This is a genomic window from Streptomyces corynorhini (genome assembly GCF_003346515.1).
GTDB lineage: Bacteria > Actinomycetota > Actinomycetes > Streptomycetales > Streptomycetaceae > Streptomyces > Streptomyces corynorhini.
In genome coordinates this window covers 286-16,024 of record NZ_QQNA01000011.1, presented here as the reverse complement: position 1 = coordinate 16,024, position 15,739 = coordinate 286, and the positions used below count along the sequence as shown (strand labels likewise).

The 15,739-nt window shown below is 72.7% G+C and carries 14 protein-coding genes; 6 read left to right on the top strand and 8 right to left on the bottom strand.

The window, feature by feature from the left end:
* Positions 1–99 precede the first annotated feature (99 nt).
* A complete protein-coding gene (locus tag DVH02_RS02100; RefSeq protein WP_114621928.1) occupies positions 100–1,128 on the top strand; it encodes an aspartate-semialdehyde dehydrogenase in 1,029 nt (342 codons plus the stop codon).
* 51 nt (positions 1,129–1,179) lie between these two features.
* Here the strand turns inward: DVH02_RS02100 and DVH02_RS02095 are convergent, their stop codons facing one another.
* The 3 genes from DVH02_RS02095 to DVH02_RS02085 all read right to left on the bottom strand — a co-directional run bounded on the left by DVH02_RS02095 (position 1,180) and on the right by DVH02_RS02085 (position 3,061).
* Positions 1,180–2,394 (bottom strand): MFS transporter, encoded by a 1,215-nt coding sequence (locus DVH02_RS02095; protein WP_114621927.1) that lies wholly within the window; start codon positions 2,392–2,394, stop codon positions 1,180–1,182.
* 102 nt (positions 2,395–2,496) lie between these two features.
* Complete coding sequence (locus DVH02_RS02090; protein ID WP_114621926.1) at positions 2,497–2,844, bottom strand: type II toxin-antitoxin system PemK/MazF family toxin; 348 nt, start codon at positions 2,842–2,844, stop codon at positions 2,497–2,499.
* Positions 2,837–3,061 (bottom strand): ribbon-helix-helix domain-containing protein, encoded by a 225-nt coding sequence (locus DVH02_RS02085; protein WP_114621925.1) that lies wholly within the window; start codon positions 3,059–3,061, stop codon positions 2,837–2,839. Before DVH02_RS02085 ends, DVH02_RS02090 begins: the two co-directional genes overlap by 8 nt.
* Positions 3,062–3,244: 183 nt before the next feature.
* Here DVH02_RS02085 and pepN point away from each other — a divergent pair, with 183 nt between their 5' ends.
* A complete protein-coding gene (gene pepN, locus DVH02_RS02080) occupies positions 3,245–5,815 on the top strand; it encodes an aminopeptidase N (protein ID WP_114621924.1) in 2,571 nt (856 codons plus the stop codon).
* Between the two features lie 261 nt (positions 5,816–6,076).
* On the opposite strand, the gene DVH02_RS02075 is transcribed toward pepN, so the two are convergent.
* Positions 6,077–6,535 (bottom strand): hypothetical protein, encoded by a 459-nt coding sequence (locus tag DVH02_RS02075; RefSeq protein ID WP_233517991.1) that lies wholly within the window; start codon positions 6,533–6,535, stop codon positions 6,077–6,079.
* 149 nt (positions 6,536–6,684) lie between these two features.
* Between DVH02_RS02075 and DVH02_RS02070 the strand changes: the two genes are divergently transcribed.
* Together DVH02_RS02070 and DVH02_RS02065 are read left to right on the top strand one after the other, a co-directional pair.
* On the top strand, positions 6,685–7,545 hold the full coding sequence (locus DVH02_RS02070; protein ID WP_114621923.1) for an SDR family NAD(P)-dependent oxidoreductase: 861 nt from the start codon (positions 6,685–6,687) through the stop codon (positions 7,543–7,545).
* A 117-nt stretch (positions 7,546–7,662) separates the two neighbouring features.
* A complete protein-coding gene (locus DVH02_RS02065) occupies positions 7,663–8,097 on the top strand; it encodes a VOC family protein (protein ID WP_114621922.1) in 435 nt (144 codons plus the stop codon).
* A 34-nt stretch (positions 8,098–8,131) separates the two neighbouring features.
* Here DVH02_RS02065 and DVH02_RS02060 read toward each other — a convergent pair whose 3' ends face one another.
* Positions 8,132–9,433, bottom strand: coding sequence for an MFS transporter (locus tag DVH02_RS02060; protein WP_114621921.1), 1,302 nt, complete (start codon positions 9,431–9,433; stop codon positions 8,132–8,134).
* A 517-nt stretch (positions 9,434–9,950) separates the two neighbouring features.
* Between DVH02_RS02060 and DVH02_RS02055 the strand changes: the two genes are divergently transcribed.
* Together DVH02_RS02055 and DVH02_RS02050 are read left to right on the top strand one after the other, a co-directional pair.
* The gene (locus DVH02_RS02055; RefSeq protein WP_114621920.1) at positions 9,951–10,583 is read left to right on the top strand and encodes a DUF4232 domain-containing protein; all 633 of its coding nucleotides are present in this window, start codon (positions 9,951–9,953) and stop codon (positions 10,581–10,583) included.
* Between the two features lie 148 nt (positions 10,584–10,731).
* Entirely contained in the window at positions 10,732–12,372 is a 1,641-nt protein-coding gene (locus tag DVH02_RS02050; protein WP_147285985.1) for a serine/threonine-protein kinase, read from the top strand.
* A gap of 199 nt (positions 12,373–12,571) precedes the next feature.
* On the opposite strand, the gene DVH02_RS02045 is transcribed toward DVH02_RS02050, so the two are convergent.
* The 3 genes from DVH02_RS02045 to DVH02_RS02035 all read right to left on the bottom strand — a co-directional run bounded on the left by DVH02_RS02045 (position 12,572) and on the right by DVH02_RS02035 (position 15,238).
* Entirely contained in the window at positions 12,572–12,814 is a 243-nt protein-coding gene (locus tag DVH02_RS02045; RefSeq protein WP_114621918.1) for a hypothetical protein, read from the bottom strand.
* 68 nt (positions 12,815–12,882) lie between these two features.
* A complete protein-coding gene (gene malQ / locus DVH02_RS02040; RefSeq protein ID WP_114621917.1) occupies positions 12,883–14,976 on the bottom strand; it encodes a 4-alpha-glucanotransferase in 2,094 nt (697 codons plus the stop codon).
* 28 nt (positions 14,977–15,004) lie between these two features.
* On the bottom strand, positions 15,005–15,238 hold the full coding sequence (locus DVH02_RS02035) for a hypothetical protein (RefSeq protein WP_114621916.1): 234 nt from the start codon (positions 15,236–15,238) through the stop codon (positions 15,005–15,007).
* Positions 15,239–15,739 lie beyond the last annotated feature (501 nt).

The window sequence follows — 15,739 nt, the reverse complement described above, 5'->3', positions numbered from 1 at the left end:
AGGGGACGTGGTCCCCCACAACCGCGTCCGGGAACGCGCCCCGAACAGGTACGGGCACAGCGAACAGGTACGGGCACAGCCGTGAGCGAAGGAGCCTCAGTGAAGGTCGGAATCGTCGGAGCCACCGGTCAGGTCGGCACGGTCATGCGCAGCATCCTGGCCGAGCGCGGCTTCCCCGTGGCCGAGCTGCGGCTGTTCGCGTCCGCCCGCTCCGCGGGCTCGGTCATCGAGTGGCAGGACCGCGCGATCACGGTCGAGGACGCCGCGACGGCCGACTACACGGGCCTCGACATCGTGCTCTTCTCGGCCGGTGGCGCCACCTCGAAGGCGCTCGCCGAGAAGGTCGCCGCCCAGGGCGCCGTCGTGATCGACAACTCCTCCGCCTGGCGGCGCGACCCCGAGGTGCCGCTGGTCGTCTCCGAGGTCAACCCGCACGCGGTCGCGGACCGCCCCAAGGGCATCATCGCCAACCCGAACTGCACCACGATGGCCGCGATGCCCGTACTGCGCCCGCTGCACGACGAGGCGGAGCTGACCGCGCTGGTCGCCACCACCTACCAGGCCGTCTCCGGCTCCGGGCTGGCCGGGGTCGCCGAGCTGCACGGGCAGGCGCAGAAGGTCGTGGCCGAGGCGGACCGGCTCACGCACGACGGCGGGGCCGTCGAGTTCCCCGAGCCGACCGTCTACCGGCGCCCCATCGCCTTCAACGTGCTGCCGCTGGCCGGTTCCGTCGTGGACGACGGCTCGTTCGAGACGGACGAGGAGCAGAAGCTGCGCAACGAGTCCCGCAAGATCCTGGAGATCCCCGGGCTGAAGGTCTCCGGCACCTGTGTCCGCGTGCCGGTCTTCACCGGTCACTCCCTCCAGATCAACGCCCGCTTCGCCCGCCCGATCGGCGTGGAGCGCGCGTACGAGCTGCTCAGGGACGCGCCGGGCGTGGCGCTGTCCGAGATCCCGACGCCGCTCCAGGCGGCGGGCCAGGACGTCTCGTACGTGGGCCGGATCCGCGACGACGAGACGGCCGAGAACAGCCTCGCCCTCTTCGTCTCCGGCGACAACCTGCGCAAGGGCGCGGCGCTGAACGCCGTCCAGATCGCGGAGCTGGTGGCGGCCGAGCTGACGGCCTGAGCCTCGGGAAACGGGGCCGGGGCCGCTCAGTACGGCCGGGTCCGGGGCCGCTCAGTACGTACGTGAGCCGCGCCCCGGCTCCCGCCCGGCCCCCGGCCGCCCCGCCAGGCCCGCCAGGCCCGCCCCGAGCGCGAGCGCGGCGAGCGTGCCGCCGAGCCAGAGCGCCCCGGCGACCTCGAAGCGGTCCGCGGCCCGGCCGCCGGCCAGCGCGCCCAGGGCGATCGCCGCGTTGAAGATCCCGGCGAAGAGCGCGGAGCCCGCCTCGCGGTGCGCGGGCACGGTGGCCATCAGCCAGTTCTGCGCGCTGACGGAGACACCGCCGTACGCCAGCCCCCACACCACCAGCAGCGTCACCGTGGCCGGGAGCGAGCCCCCGGCCCGCGCGGTCAGCAGGACGGTCCCGGCCAGGACCGCGGAGACGGTCAGCAGCGCCCGGCGCGGGGTATGGGCGGCGACCGCTCCGGCCAGGAAGTTCCCGGCCACGCCCGCGACCCCGTACCCGAGCAGCAGCCCGCTGACCGCCTCGGGGCTGATCGCCGGCACCCGCTCCAGGGCGGGCCGTACGTACGTGTACGCGGCGAAGTGACCGGTGACCAGGAGCGCGACCGCGAGCAGCCCGGCCCGCAGCGCGGGGATCCGCAGCAGCCCGGCGATCTCGGCGGGGCGCACGGCACCGCGCGGGGGCAGCGGCGGCAGCAGCAGGGCGAGTAACGCGGCGACCGCGAGGGCGAGCCCCGCCATCGCGGCGAACGTCCAGCGCCAGCCGGCCAGGGTGCCCATCAGCGTCCCGGTCGGCACACCGAGCACGGAGGCCACGGCGATCCCGCTGAAGATCACGGCGGTGGCCCGCCCGGCGTCCTCGGCGCGGACGAGGCGGACGCCCAGCCCCGCAGCCACCGCCCACACGCCCCCGATGCAGACCCCGACCAGCGCCCGCGCCGCCAGCAGCACGCCGAAGGCGGGCGCGAGCGCGGCGAGCAGATTGGCCCCGGCCAGCAGCGCCAGCAGCGCGCAGAGCACGCTCCGCCGGTCCGCGCGGCGCACGGCGACGGGCAGCACGGGCGCGGCGAGGGCGGCGACCACGCCGGGCAGGGTGACGGTGAGCCCGGCCGTACCGTCGCTGAGGCCCAGCCCGTCGCCGAGCGTGGTCAGCAGGCCGACGGGCAGCATCTCGGTGGTGACCACGGTGAACGTGGCGACGGCCACGGCGAGCACGGCGGGCGCCAAGGCACCCCGGTCCGGCGACTGTTCGATTATTTGTTCCATAGGGACCAGCCTTCGCCGGACGGCGGCCGGGAACAACGGCCACGACCTCACGCTTCGACGAACCGCGCCCCTCGTGCCGGGCCGCCCGACCGTAGGCGGAGGTCAGAGCCCCAGATGCCGGCGGAGCGCCGTGTCGATCTCGGCCATGCGCTGGCGCGGTACGGAGCCGACCCGGCCGTTGAGCCGGTCCGGGGTGATGGCCCGTACCTGCTCGCACTGGACTTTGGAGTCCTTGGCCAGCCCGCATTCGTCCGCGCTGAGAAAGACCTGGAAGGTCAGAACGCGCGAGGTGTTCGAGGTCAGAGGCACCACAGTGATCACGCCTCTGCCATGGAGACCGACCGACTGGTTGGCGCCGTCGTTGGAGACGATCACGGCCGGTCTGACCTTGCTGGCCTCGCCGCCCCCGCTCGGTTCCAGGTCACAGAGGAAGATGTCGCCCCTACGCATCGGCGAGTCCGTCCCCGACAGTCCGGTCCCAGAGAACGGCGTCCTCGCTCCCGTCCCACTCCGCGAACGCCTCCGTGTACTCCGCTTCCAGTTCGGCGGCACGGAGCAGCTCGATCGCGGCGTGTATCACGGCGGACCGGGATTCGGCGTCGGCTCTCTTCGCGTACTCGTCGACGAAAGCCACGTCCTCCTGCGGCAGACTCACACTGATCTTCATGCCATCAATGCTACCTGGGTAGGAATTTCATAGCTACTTGACTGGCCACCTTAATAGCCACTCGGACAGCCACTCAGACAGCCACTGAATAGCTACCTGGATAGCCACCTCATTGCACCGGCGCCCGCGTGGAAGGATGAACCCGAACGTCACAGATCGAGGACATACCGAGGAGATGACCGCGTGCCCGGCACCAATCTGACCCGCGAAGAGGCGCAGCAGCGGGCGAAGCTGCTCACCGTGGATTCGTACGAGATCGACCTCGACCTCTCCGGCGCGCAGGAGGGGGGCCCCTTCCGGTCCGCGACGACCGTGCGCTTCCGGAGCGCGGAGGCCGGAGCCGGGACGTTCATCGATCTGGTGGCTCCCGCCGTGCACGAGGTCGTGCTGAACGGGACCGCCCTGGACGCCGCGGCGGCGTTCAAGGACGCGCGGATCGCGCTGGACGGGCTGCACGAGGGCGACAACGAGCTGACGGTCGTCGCGGAGTGCGCGTACACGAACACCGGCGAGGGGCTGCACCGCTTCGTCGACCCGGTCGACCAGCAGGCGTACCTCTACACCCAGTTCGAGGTGCCGGACGCGCGGCGCGTCTTCGCGTCGTTCGAGCAGCCCGACCTGAAGGCGACCTTCCAGTTCACCGTGAAGGCGCCCGACGGCTGGACCGTCGTCTCGAACTCGCCGACGCCCGAGCCGCGCGACCACACCTGGGTCTTCGAGCCGACGCCGCGCATCTCGTCGTACATCACCGCGCTGATCGTGGGCCCGTACCACTCGGTGCACAGCTCGTACGAGAAGGACGGGCAGTCCGTGCCGCTCGGCATCTACTGCCGGCCCTCGCTCGCCGAGTACCTCGACTCGGACGCGATCTTCGAGGTGACGCGGCAGGGCTTCGACTGGTTCCAGGAGAAGTTCGCCTACGACTACCCCTTCGCCAAGTACGACCAGCTGTTCGTGCCGGAGTTCAACGCGGGCGCGATGGAGAACGCGGGCGCGGTGACCATCCGCGACCAGTACGTGTTCCGGTCGAAGGTGACGGACGCCGCGTACGAGACGCGCGCCGAGACGATCCTGCACGAGCTGGCGCACATGTGGTTCGGCGACCTGGTCACCATGGAGTGGTGGAACGACCTGTGGCTGAACGAGTCGTTCGCCACGTACACGTCGATCGCCTGCCTGGCGTACGCGCCGGAGTCCCGCTGGCCGCACTCGTGGACGACGTTCGCCAACTCCATGAAGACCTGGGCGTACCGGCAGGACCAGCTGCCGTCGACGCACCCGATCATGGCGGAGATCCGCGACCTGGACGACGTGCTGGTCAACTTCGACGGCATCACGTACGCCAAGGGCGCTTCTGTACTGAAGCAGCTCGTCGCGTATGTCGGCCAGGACGAGTTCTTCAAGGGCGTGCAGGCGTACTTCAAGGCGCACGCGTTCGGCAACACCCGCCTGTCGGATCTGCTGGGCGCGCTGGAGGAGACCTCCGGGCGTGATCTGAAGACCTGGTCGAAGGCGTGGCTGGAGACGGCCGGGATCAACATCCTGCGTCCGGAGATCGAGCTGGACGACGCGGGCCATGTGACGTCCCTGGCCGTGCTCCAGGAGGCCCCGGCGCTGCCGGAGGGCGCGAAGGGCTCCCCCGTCCTGCGTCCGCACCGGATCGCGGTCGGCTGCTACGACCTGGGCGAGGACGGCAAGCTGGTCCGTACGAGCCGGATCGAGCTGGACGTGGACGGCGCGCGCACCGAGGTGCCGTTCCCGGCGAACACCCCGCGCCCGGCGGTCGTCCTCCTCAACGACGACGACCTGTCGTACGCGAAGGTCCGGCTGGACGAGGAGTCGCTGCGGGTCGTCACCGAACACCTCGGCGACTTCACCGAGTCGCTGCCGCGCGCGCTGTCCTGGGCGTCGGCCTGGGACATGACGCGCGACGGCGAACTCGCCACGCGCGACTACCTGGAGCTGGTGCTGTCCGGCATCGCCAAGGAGTCGGACATCGGCGTCGTCCAGTCCCTGCACCGCCAGGTGAAGCTGGCGCTCGACCTGTACGCGGCGCCCGCGTGGCGCGAGGCCGGGCTGACCCGGTGGACGGACGCCACGCTGGCCCACCTCCGGGTGGCCGAGCCGGGCGGCGACCACCAGCTGGCGTGGGCGCGGGCGTTCGCCGCGACGGCGCGCACCCCGCAACAGCTCGACCTGCTCCAGGCGCTGCTGGACGGTACGGAGACGATCGAGGGCCTGGCCGTCGACACCGAGCTGCGCTGGGCGTTCGTCCAGCGGCTGGCGGCGGTGGGCCTGCACGACGAGGAGGAGATCACCGCCGAGTACGAGCGCGACCGCACGGCCGCCGGCGAACGCCACGCCGCCGCCGCGCGCTCGGCCCGCCCGCTGGCCGAGGCCAAGGCCGAGGCGTGGGCGTCGGTGGTGGAGAGCGACAAGCTGCCCAACTCCCTCCAGGAGGCGGTGATCGGCGGCTTCGTCCAGACCGACCAGCGCGAGCTGCTCGCCCCGTACACGGAGAAGTACTTCGCGGCGGTCGCCGCCGTCTGGGAGTCCCGCTCCCACGAGATGGCCCAGCAGGTGGCGGTCGGCCTCTACCCCTCGCTCCAGGTCTCGCAGGCCACCCTGGACGCCACGGACGCCTGGCTCGCGGCGGCGGGCCCGAACGCGGCGCTGCGCAGGCTGATCTCGGAGTCACGCGCGGGCGTGGAGCGCGCGCTGAGGGCCCAGGCGGCGGACGAGGCGGCGGCGTAGCGTGCCCGTGGGCCGGGCCCGGCGACGACCTGTGGGCTGTCGCCGGGCCCGGCCCACGGGTCCCATGCCCGCAGGGCACGCCCGGGGCGCGTACTGATCCCGACCGTGCGGTGGGCGCGGCGAGTGCGCCCCGTTACGGCGCGCGGGCGTCGCCGGGCCCCGTTACGGCGCGCGGGCGTCGCCGGGCCCCGTACGGCGCGCGGGCGTCGCCGGGCCGGGACGCGAACCGCCACCGGGCCCTCCGCCGAAGCCGGCCAGTCCTCAGGCCCCGTCCGGCACATGGCGCCGTCCGCCCTCCGGGCGTCCGCCGTCCGGGCGGGGCTCGCCGCGTCCGGCGCGGGCCGCGTCCGCCGCGTCCAGCAGGGGCCAGCCGTCCAGTTCCACCGCCCGCCGCTCCCCCGGCCGCCACCCGATGGCCAGCGCCGCGTCGAGCAGGGCCCGGACGGCGCCTGGTCGGTGCAGGTTCAGGGAGGCGCCGCGGACCTGTCCCACGTCTCCGGACCCCATGGGGGCTCCACCCGGTACGTACCGGCCCGGTCCGTCGGCGAAGACGACGCGCAGGGAGCCGCCGGTGCCGGGCGGCTGCGGGTGCAGTGTGAGGGTCTGGCGGCAGTCCGCGGACCGGCCGTCGTCCAGCACCCGGTGGCTGTGCCGGATACTCCACAGGTACACGTGCCCGTCGGCGACCAGCCGACGGGCCTTCTTCGTCTTGCGGGGCACGGAGCCGAGCGTACCCGGCCGCGCTCGGGCCGGTCCGGACCACCACCTCACGCCACACCACTCCACTCCACTCCACGGCACCATGAATCGAAAATGGTACCGTGTCCCACGAACGGGATGGCATGCCTCGACAGAGGGAGCGATGAGCGATGAGCGACAAAAAGGTGATCGTCGTCACGGGCGCGAGTGACGGCATCGGGGCAGCCGCGGCGCGGAAGCTGCACGCGGACGGGCATACGGTCGCCGTCGTGGGCCGCTCCGCCGAGAAGACCCGCGCTGTCGCCGCGGAACTCGGGGCCGACAGCTTCGTCGCCGACTTCACCCGCTTCGACGACGTCGAGCGGCTCGCCGCCGAACTCCGCGCCGCCTACCCGCGGATCGACGTGCTCGCCAACAACGCGGGCGGGGTCTTCGGCACCCGGACGAAGACCGTGGACGGCTTCGAGAAGACGTTCCAGGTCAACCATCTCGCGCCGTTCCTGCTCACGCGGCTGCTCCTGGACAGGCTCATCGCCTCGCGGGCTTCGGTGCTCCAGACCTCCAGCACGGTGCGGTTCAGCAAGGAGATCCACCTGGACGACCTCGATCACGACCGCGACTACGACCCGGTCCGCGCGTACGGCGCGTCGAAGCTGGAGAACATCCTGTTCACGACGGAACTCCACCGGCGCCACCACGCCGACGGCCTCTCGGCGGCCTGCTTCTACCCGGGCAACATCGAGACGAACTTCGCCTCCGACACCACCAGCCCGATCATGCGTACCGTCCGTTTCCTCGGCACGAGACCGGTGATCGGCCGCGTCCTGTTGTCCACGCCCGAGCAGGGCGCGGACCAGATCGTGTGGCTCGCCGAGAGCACCCCGGGGAGGGACTGGCGGCCGGGGGCGTACTACTACAAGCGCAAGGACGTGCGGCCGAAGAACTCCCAGGCCGCCGACCCCGGCCTGGCCCGCAGGCTGTGGGAACGCTCCGAGGAGCTGCTCGGAGGGCGACTGCCCGCGACGTCCTGACGGGACCGGCGGGTTCGCTCCGCGGAGTCGTACGAGCGGAACCGCTACCGACCAGGCGAGGTCCGGGGCGCGAAAAAGGATGCCCGCGCACGACGCACCCGCTCATACGATGGCGCGATGGCATCGATCAGGCAGGTCCAAATCACCTTCGACTGCGCGGACCCCGAGCGCGTCGCTCGTTTCTGGTGCGAGGTGCTGGGGTATGTCGTACCGCCGCCCCCGGCGGGATGTGCCACGTGGGACGATTTCGACCGCTCGCTGCCACCTGAGCGTCAGGGTTCGGCGTTCGCCTGTCTTGATCCCACGGGCGCGGGCCCACGGCTGTTCTTCCAGCGCGTTCCCGAAGGCAAGACCGTCAAGAACCGGGTCCATCTCGACGTGCGGGTCGGCACGGGCCTCGTGGGTGAGGAGCGGCTGGCCGCGCTGGAGGCCGAGTGCGCACGGCTGATCCCGCTCGGCGCGGTCCGTGGGCGACTGCTGCGTGCCGATGGCTTCAACGAGTCGTGCCTCGGGATGCGGGACATCGAGGGCAACGAGTTCTGTCTCGACTGAGCGGCCGTCGGCGCCGTGGCCCGTCTCGTCGCCCTCAGGCCGTCGGCGGTGCGTCCCGCCCGCCCGGGAGCGCCCGTCCCAGCCGCGCGAGCGGGGACAGGGCCATCGCCGCCGGGGACAGCAGCATGGCCGCGGCCGTCGCCAGGAGGGCCGTGCGCAGGCCCCACTCCTCCGCGAGGAATCCGCCGAGCAGTGAGCCGAGCGGGGTCAGCCCCATGCCGACGAACGTGATGGTCGCGGCCGCGCGCCCCTGCATGCCGTCCGGGGTGACGGCCTGCCGGACGGCCATGACCGTGACATTCACCAACTGGCCGCCTGCCCCGCATACGAAGCTCACCGCGAGGAGCGCGGGAACCGTCATGGCGGAGGAGTCGTGCAGCGCGGCCACGCACAGGAAGACGCCGTCGCCGAGCGCCGCCGCCGAGACGAGCACCGCGCCGTAGCCGAACCTGCTCGGCAGCCGGGCGGCCAGGACCGAGCCCAGGAGCGCGCCCGGTCCCGTCGCCGCGAGCACCAGGCCCACGGCGGTGCCCGACAGACCCAGTTCCCGGGGCAAAAAGATCAGGTAGACGGTCATCATGGCCGCGAAGGAGAGCTGGAAGGCGCCCGAGGCGAGGCACACGGCTCGCAGCGTGGCGTCGCCGACGACGAAGCGGAGGCCCTCGTGGATCCGCCGCCAGACCCTGGGGGAACGTGCCGGGCGCTCCGGGACCGATTCGGTCCGCTGGATCCGCCGGATCGACAGGAACGACAGCGCGAAGAACAGCGCGCCGGAGGCGGCGGCGACCGGCGCCGACAGGAGCGACACCAACGCGCCGCCGAGGGCGGGACCGCCGATCTGGGCCGCCGACCGGCTGCCTTCGAGCGCGCTGTTGGCCCGCACCAACTGGTCACGTTCCACCAGCCGTACGACGGACGCCTGATAGGCCACGTCGAAGAAAACCGACAACGCCCCGACGGCGAAGGCCACCACGAGCAGCGCGGGCAGACCGAGCCGGCCGAGCAGACCGGCCACGGCGGCGGCGCCCAGTACCAAGGTCCGGCCGATGTCCGTCAGCACCATGACCGTGCGGGTGCGCCACCCGTCCACCCACGCGCCGACGAAGAGCGAGAGCAGCAGGATCGGCGCCTGCCCCACCGCGCGCAGGACGCCCAACTGACCGGCGTCGGCGTGCAGGGTCAGGACGGCGAAGAGCGGAACGATCACCAGGGCGGCATGTTCGCCCAGTTGGGAAGCTGTCTGGCCGAACCAGAGCCTACGGAAGTCGCCGTCCCGCCAGAGGCTTGGCGGAACAGGCCGTGAGGATTCGGATGCGGCACGGGACGCTGACGGCACGGAGTATTCCCTGGGGTCGCTCACCACGAGGCCCGTCACCCGGCACCCCACAGGGGCGCCGACGGTTCGGGCGGGAGAAGGCTCGCTGTGCCGCGACTTCAGGGGCAGCACGCGATGACGGGCCGATCACGGCCTACGACGTCAACGCGCGCTCGGACGACCGGGCATGTCTTTCACTCCTCGTGGGTCACTCGCCGTGCCCGAAAACACTAACCGTCGACGGGCGCGGCACGAAAGGCGATTTCCACACCTGCCCGCCGGTTGGGCGGCCCCGCCGGTTCGCGACGGCCGTCCGGACCGTCACGCGCGCTACGCCGCCGCGCTGCGCACGGGCCAGGACCCTGGGCACGGACAGCCACCCTGAGCTGCAATCGGCCGCGATCCGAGGCGTTTTCGCGGAACCGGAGCGGTGGGACAGAACCCGGACATGCACGGGATCATTTCAGGATCGACTCGGCCCTAGTGTGATCGGTGTCAGCAGGAAACACCGCAACCGACAAGTCGCTGGAGATACAAGATGCGTTCGCGTCTCGCCACCCGTTCCGCCCGCCTCGTCCTGGCCGCCGCGGCCGTGACGGCCCTCGCCGCCACCACCACCGCCTGTGACCCCGACGACATCGACGCGGCTCCCACCGCCTCCGCCGCCTCCACGGGCGGCTCCTCCACGGGCGGCTCGACCACGGGCGGCTCCTCCACGGGCGGCTCCGGCGACACCACCGACGACAACAAGAAGGACGGCTACGGCCAGTCCTGCGGCACCAACGACCTGGACTTCACGGCCACTTCGGAGAGCCAGGCCGGTGGCTACTACCTCGTCACCGCCAAGGCCAAGTCCGGCATCACCTGCTACCTGGACGTCAACACTCCCGAGGTCTCCTTCGGTTCCAAGCCCGAAGGCGTCGCCTCCCCCGTCGGCCAGGGCGGTGAGGACCCCATCAAGCTGAGCGGCTCCACCGTCGCCTACACCGGTGTCAGCCCCAAGAGCACCAACACGGACGGCGGCGTGGAGTTCGAATTCCTCATCATCTCCGTGACCGAAGAGGACGCCGACCCCGCCGAGGTCAAGCTCCCCGACACCGCCACCGTCGACAAGCCCCTCGTCACCAACTGGAGCACCACCGTCGCCGGTGCCGTCCCGCGCATCGTCTGACGCCCCGCGAACGTCGCGGTTCTGGCGGGCGTCAGCGCCGACCAGACCTCGCCCGTCACGGCCGGACCTCGCCCGTCACGGCCGGGCCCCGGCCGTCAGATCGATACCCAGTTCAACTCCCCCACAGGGTATGTGAGATGGTCCCGCCGTGAACCAGCTTCGTGCCCATGACCCCACCCAGCTCGGCCACCACACCATTCTCGGGCGCATCGGTGCCGGAGGCATGGGGCAGGTGTACCTCGGACGTTCGCCAGGGGGCCGGCTGCTCGCGGTGAAGGTGGTCAGGGACGATTTCGCCCAGTCCGCCGACGTACTGACCCGCTTCCGGCGCGAGGTCGAGACAGTCGGCCGGGTGCGCAGCGCCTACACGGCGGCCCTGGTGGATTACGACGTCACCTCCAAGCCGTACTGGCTGGCGACCGAGTACGTGTCCGGCCCCACGCTCGGCGCGGCCGTGCCGACGGCGGAGGGGCTGTCGGCGGAGGTGTGCCTGCTCCTGTTCGCGGCGCTCGCGGAGGCGCTGGCGGATGTGCACGCGCGCGGGGTCAGCCACCGCGACCTGAAGCCCCAGAACATCATCCTGTCGTCCGTCGGTCCCCGGCTGATCGACTTCGGCATCGCGCGCGCCACGGACCACACCGTGCTGACCCAGGCAGGACAGACGGTGGGCAGCCTCGGTTACACCGCGCCCGAAGCGATGACCGAGGGGCCGGTCGGGCCCGCCGCGGACATGTTCGCGCTCGGCGCCACGATGGCCTACGCGGCGACCGGGCGGGCGCCGTTCGGTTCGACCATGGCGTCGGTGGTGTACCGCAGTATGAAGGGCGAGATCGACCTCACCGGTGTGGACAGCAGGGTCGCGGAACTGATCACGGCCTGCGTCGCCACGGATCCCGCGCTCCGGCCCGACCCGGCGGAGATCATCCGGCGGTGCGACGTCCGGGCCTCCCTCACCGAGAACCAGGTGTACCGCGCGCTCGTGGCCGAGGCCGAGAGCCCTGTTACCGATCCGGCGCGAACGGTGGCGTCGAACTCCGCTCCCACGGACATCGCTCCCGCGGACTTCACGCCCGCGGACGTCACCCTCGCCGGCGCCGCGACGGCCCCCAGGACCGCTCCGATGACGGCGCTGGCCCCGGCAGCGGGTACGGCAGGGGGTACGGGCGCGGGCGCGGGGACGGCCGGGGCTTCGCCCGGTCGCGACCGGCGCCGCGCCATCCGGTGGGCGGGCGCGGCAGCCGCCGTCCTCGTCGTCGTCGCGGGCTCGCTGACGGCCGTCCTCATGCGCGAGGGCTCGGACACCTCCAAGTCCCCCGGGACGGCCGGCTCCTCGGCCTCCCCCTCGAACGTGAAGCTCCCGGAAGAGCCCGCACCCGAGGAACCGGCGCCCGAGGAACCCGCCCCCGTCGAGGGACCGCTGACGGGCCTGAACGACACCTGCGTGCACATCGCCAACTCCGACCCGCAGGACGGCACGGTGCTCCAGATGTGGACCTGCAACGGCACCGACGCCCAGCGCTGGCAGGCGACGGACGAGGGCCAGTTGAAGGCCCTGGGCAAGTGCATGGACGTCGAGTGGAGCGGCACGCAGAACGGCACGCCCGTACGGCTGTGGGAGTGCAACGGGTCCGACGCCCAGAAGTGGGAGCCGCAGCCGGACGGAGCCCTCAGGAACACCGGCTCGGGGCGGTGCCTGGACATCCCCCAGGGCAACACCGAGAACGGTACGGAGCTGGCGCTCTGGGACTGCCTGGGCAACCCGAACCAGTTCTGGCGGCTGCCCGGCTGACGTACCGCCCGGGTCGACGGGGACGACCGCCCGGCACCTCAGGTGCGGGGCGGTCGCGGAAGGACCGGTGGCCGGAAGGACCTGTGGCCGGTGGAACCGGCGGTCGGAAGACAGGCGCGCCGGAGGACAGCCGGTCGGAAGGACAGGCGGTCGGAGGACCGGCGCGTCGGAGGACCGGCTGGTCCGGAGGACCGGTGGGTCAGGCGTGCCCGTGGTCCTGCTTGCGCGACTTGTCGAGAACCATGACCAGGCCGGTGATGACGGCGAAGATCACCAGGGGAGCCACGACGAACAGCCCCAGCGTCTCGCCGACGCTCAGGCCCGGTCCCGGGTCGTCGCCGTCGTCGCGGGTCAGCGCGAGCGCCGGGGACGTCATGAGCAGCATCATCAGCGTCGTACCGGCCGTCAGGGCCCCGGCGCGCAGAGCGTTCTTCTTGTCCACGGTGCAAACGTAGCGAATGGCCGGGCGGACCGCGCGGCCGGGGTGCCGCAAGCCGTGCCGCGCCCGCGTCAGCGCGGGCGCAGGACGTCCATCAGGCGGTGCAGACGGGGCGAGGCCGCGAGCTGTTCCAGGGTGGTCGGGCGGCCGGTGGCGTCGGCGAGGGGCAGGCGCCAGTTCGGGTACTGGTCCCAGGTGCCGGGGAGGTTCTGCGGGCGGCGGTCGCCGACCGTGTCCGGGAGCCAGACGCCTACCATCCGGGCCGGGGTGCGCAGCAGGAAGCGGTAGACGGCGCGGATGTCCTCCTCCTCGCTGCCGTCGCCCTCCGGGAGCAGCCCCAGCCGGGTGAGCGCGGCGAGCCACTCGGCGACCTCGGCGCGGTCCTCGGCCTGCTCCCGCTCCAGCGGGCGGCCGAGCAGTCCGAGCCGGTGGCGCAGCTCCACGTGCTCGCCGGTGAGGCGGGCGGCGGTGGAGGGCAGGTCGTGGGTGGTGGCGGTGGCCACGCAGCCGGCCCGCCAGGTCTCGGGGGCGAGCGGGCGGCCCGTGCCCTCCCAGTCGCGTTCGAACCAGAGGACGGAGGTGCCGAGGACTCCGCGCCGCTCCAGCGCCTCACGGACGCCGGGCTCGACCGTGCCCAGGTCCTCCCCTATGACGACGGCGCCCGCGCGATGGGCCTCCAGGGCGAGGACGGCGAGCATCGCCTCGGCGTCGTACCGCACGTACGTACCGTCGGTGGCGCGCCGCCCCTCGGGGACCCACCAGAGCCGGAACAGGCCCATCACATGGTCGATCCTGAGCGCTCCCGCGTGCCGCAGGAGGCTCTTGAGCAGGTCGCGGAACGGGGCGTAACCGGACGCGGCCAGCGCGTCGGGGCGCCACGGGGGCAGCCCCCAGTCCTGGCCGAGCGCGTTGAAGGCGTCGGGCGGGGCGCCGACCGACATGCCGGCGGCGAAGGCGTCCCCGCGGGCCCAGGCGTCCGCGCCCTCGGGGTGGACGCCGACGGCGAGGTCGTGGACGATCCCGACGGCCATACCGGACTCCCGGGCGGCCCGGCAGGCGCCCGCGAGCTGTTCGTCGGTCAGCCAGGCGAGCCGGGAGTGGAAGTCGACGCGGTCGCGCAGCAGCCGCCGGGCCTCGGCGGTCTCCGGGGAGCGCGGGTCGCGCAGCGCGGCGGGCCACTGGGACCAGCGCGGGCCGTGTGTCTCGGCGAGGGCGCACCAGGTGGCGTGGTCCTCCAGGGCCGTGCCCCGGTCGGCCAGGAAGTCGCAGTAGGCGGCGCGGCGGCCGGGGCCGAGCGGAACGGTGTCGAGGATCTCCAGGGCGGCGCGCTTCAGCTCCCAGACGGCGTCGCGGTCGATCAGCGCGTCCTTCTCCAGGACCGAGGCCCGCAGCCGCGCCGCGCGCTCCACGAGGGCGTCGAGCCGCTCCCGGTCGGCGCCGCGCACGTACGCGTACTCCGGTACGTCCTCGATCCGCAGATGCACCGGGTCGGGGAAGCTCCGCGAGGAGGGGCGGTACGGAGAGGGGTCGGTGGGGGCGCCGGGTACGGCGGCGTGCAGCGGGTTGATCTGCACGAAACCGGCGCCGAGGGCCCGGCCGGACCAGCCGGCGAGTTCGGCCAGGTCGCCGAGGTCGCCCATGCCCCAGGAGCGGGCGGACAGGAGGGAGTAGAGCTGGACCAGGAAGCCGTGGGTGCGGGCGGGCGGCTGCGGGACGCGGGCGGGCGCGTGGACCAAGGTGGCGCGCCGCGCGCGGCCGTCGGGGGCCTCGGCTGCCAGCACGTGGACGCCGAGCGGTAGCCGCGCCCATACGGCGGCGGCGTCGTCCGGGGCGGTGCGCGGCAGCTCCACCGTCCCGCCCCGCTCGGTCTCCACCCGGAGCGTCGTGCCGGGCGGCAGGGCGGCGAGGGCGGGCGGCGGGGCGGCGGCGGTCGCGCCGCCCGCCCCGTCGGCCCACAGGACCACCGTCGGGGGCAGCAGGCGGCTCGCGGCGGCGGACTCGGCGCGGCTCAGCGCCTCCGCCACCGCCGCGGGGCCGGACGCGTCGACGTCCAGGGCGGCGAGCACGGAGACGACCGTGTCGTCGGGGACCGGGACGGTGACGCCCGGGGAGGGTGAGTACGCGGTGGCGACACCGTGCAGCTCGGCGAGCCTGGCCAAGCCCATACCTACTCCTGTTCGACTGTTCGATTGTTCAGACTCCTGGGTACTCCGTGCCGCCCGCCGTGCCGGGCGCGGTCGGCTCGCTGGTCAGCGGCGCGGTGTCGGCGAGCGGGGGCTCGCTGGTGAGGGGTGCCGCGTCGGCCAGCGGGGGCTCGCTGGTGAGCGGTCCCGCGCCCGCCTCCGCGAGCGGGGGCTCGCTGGTCAGCGGGGCGGGCTCCGCCTGTTTGGAAAGGGCGGAGAGAAGAAGCTGCGCGGATGCCGCCATGATGGCGCCTCCCATGGAAGGGGAACAGGTCACAGCCAGCCCTACCCAGCGGGCGGGGCCACAGACGTGTATGGCCGGTAAACGTGCGCCGAGTCACGATCTGTTCCCCGCGCGCCCCTCACGAGACCCCCGCGAGACCTCCGGGAAACCCCCGCGAGGCTCCCACGAGACCCTTACGAGTCCCCTTCGATCCCGCGAGGGAAGGACAGGTCTTGACTATCACAACGGGCAAATCCGACACAATGGCCACGCGCATTGACACCCTCACCACGGGGGTGGTGGGCTCGGGGCCGCTCGGCCGGATCGCCTGGCTCCGACCAGGCCGCAGGAGGGGAGCCCCATGCAGTTCGGACATGGCAGGCGGACGGCGACCGCGGTGGCCGTGGCGGTGATCGGCGGGCTGTTCGGCGCGGCGCCGCACGCGCTGGCCGCCCCGACGGAGCCGGGATCCCCTTCGGCCAGCACGCCCGACCGCGCCGACGCGTCGGCGCGGTCGGGCGT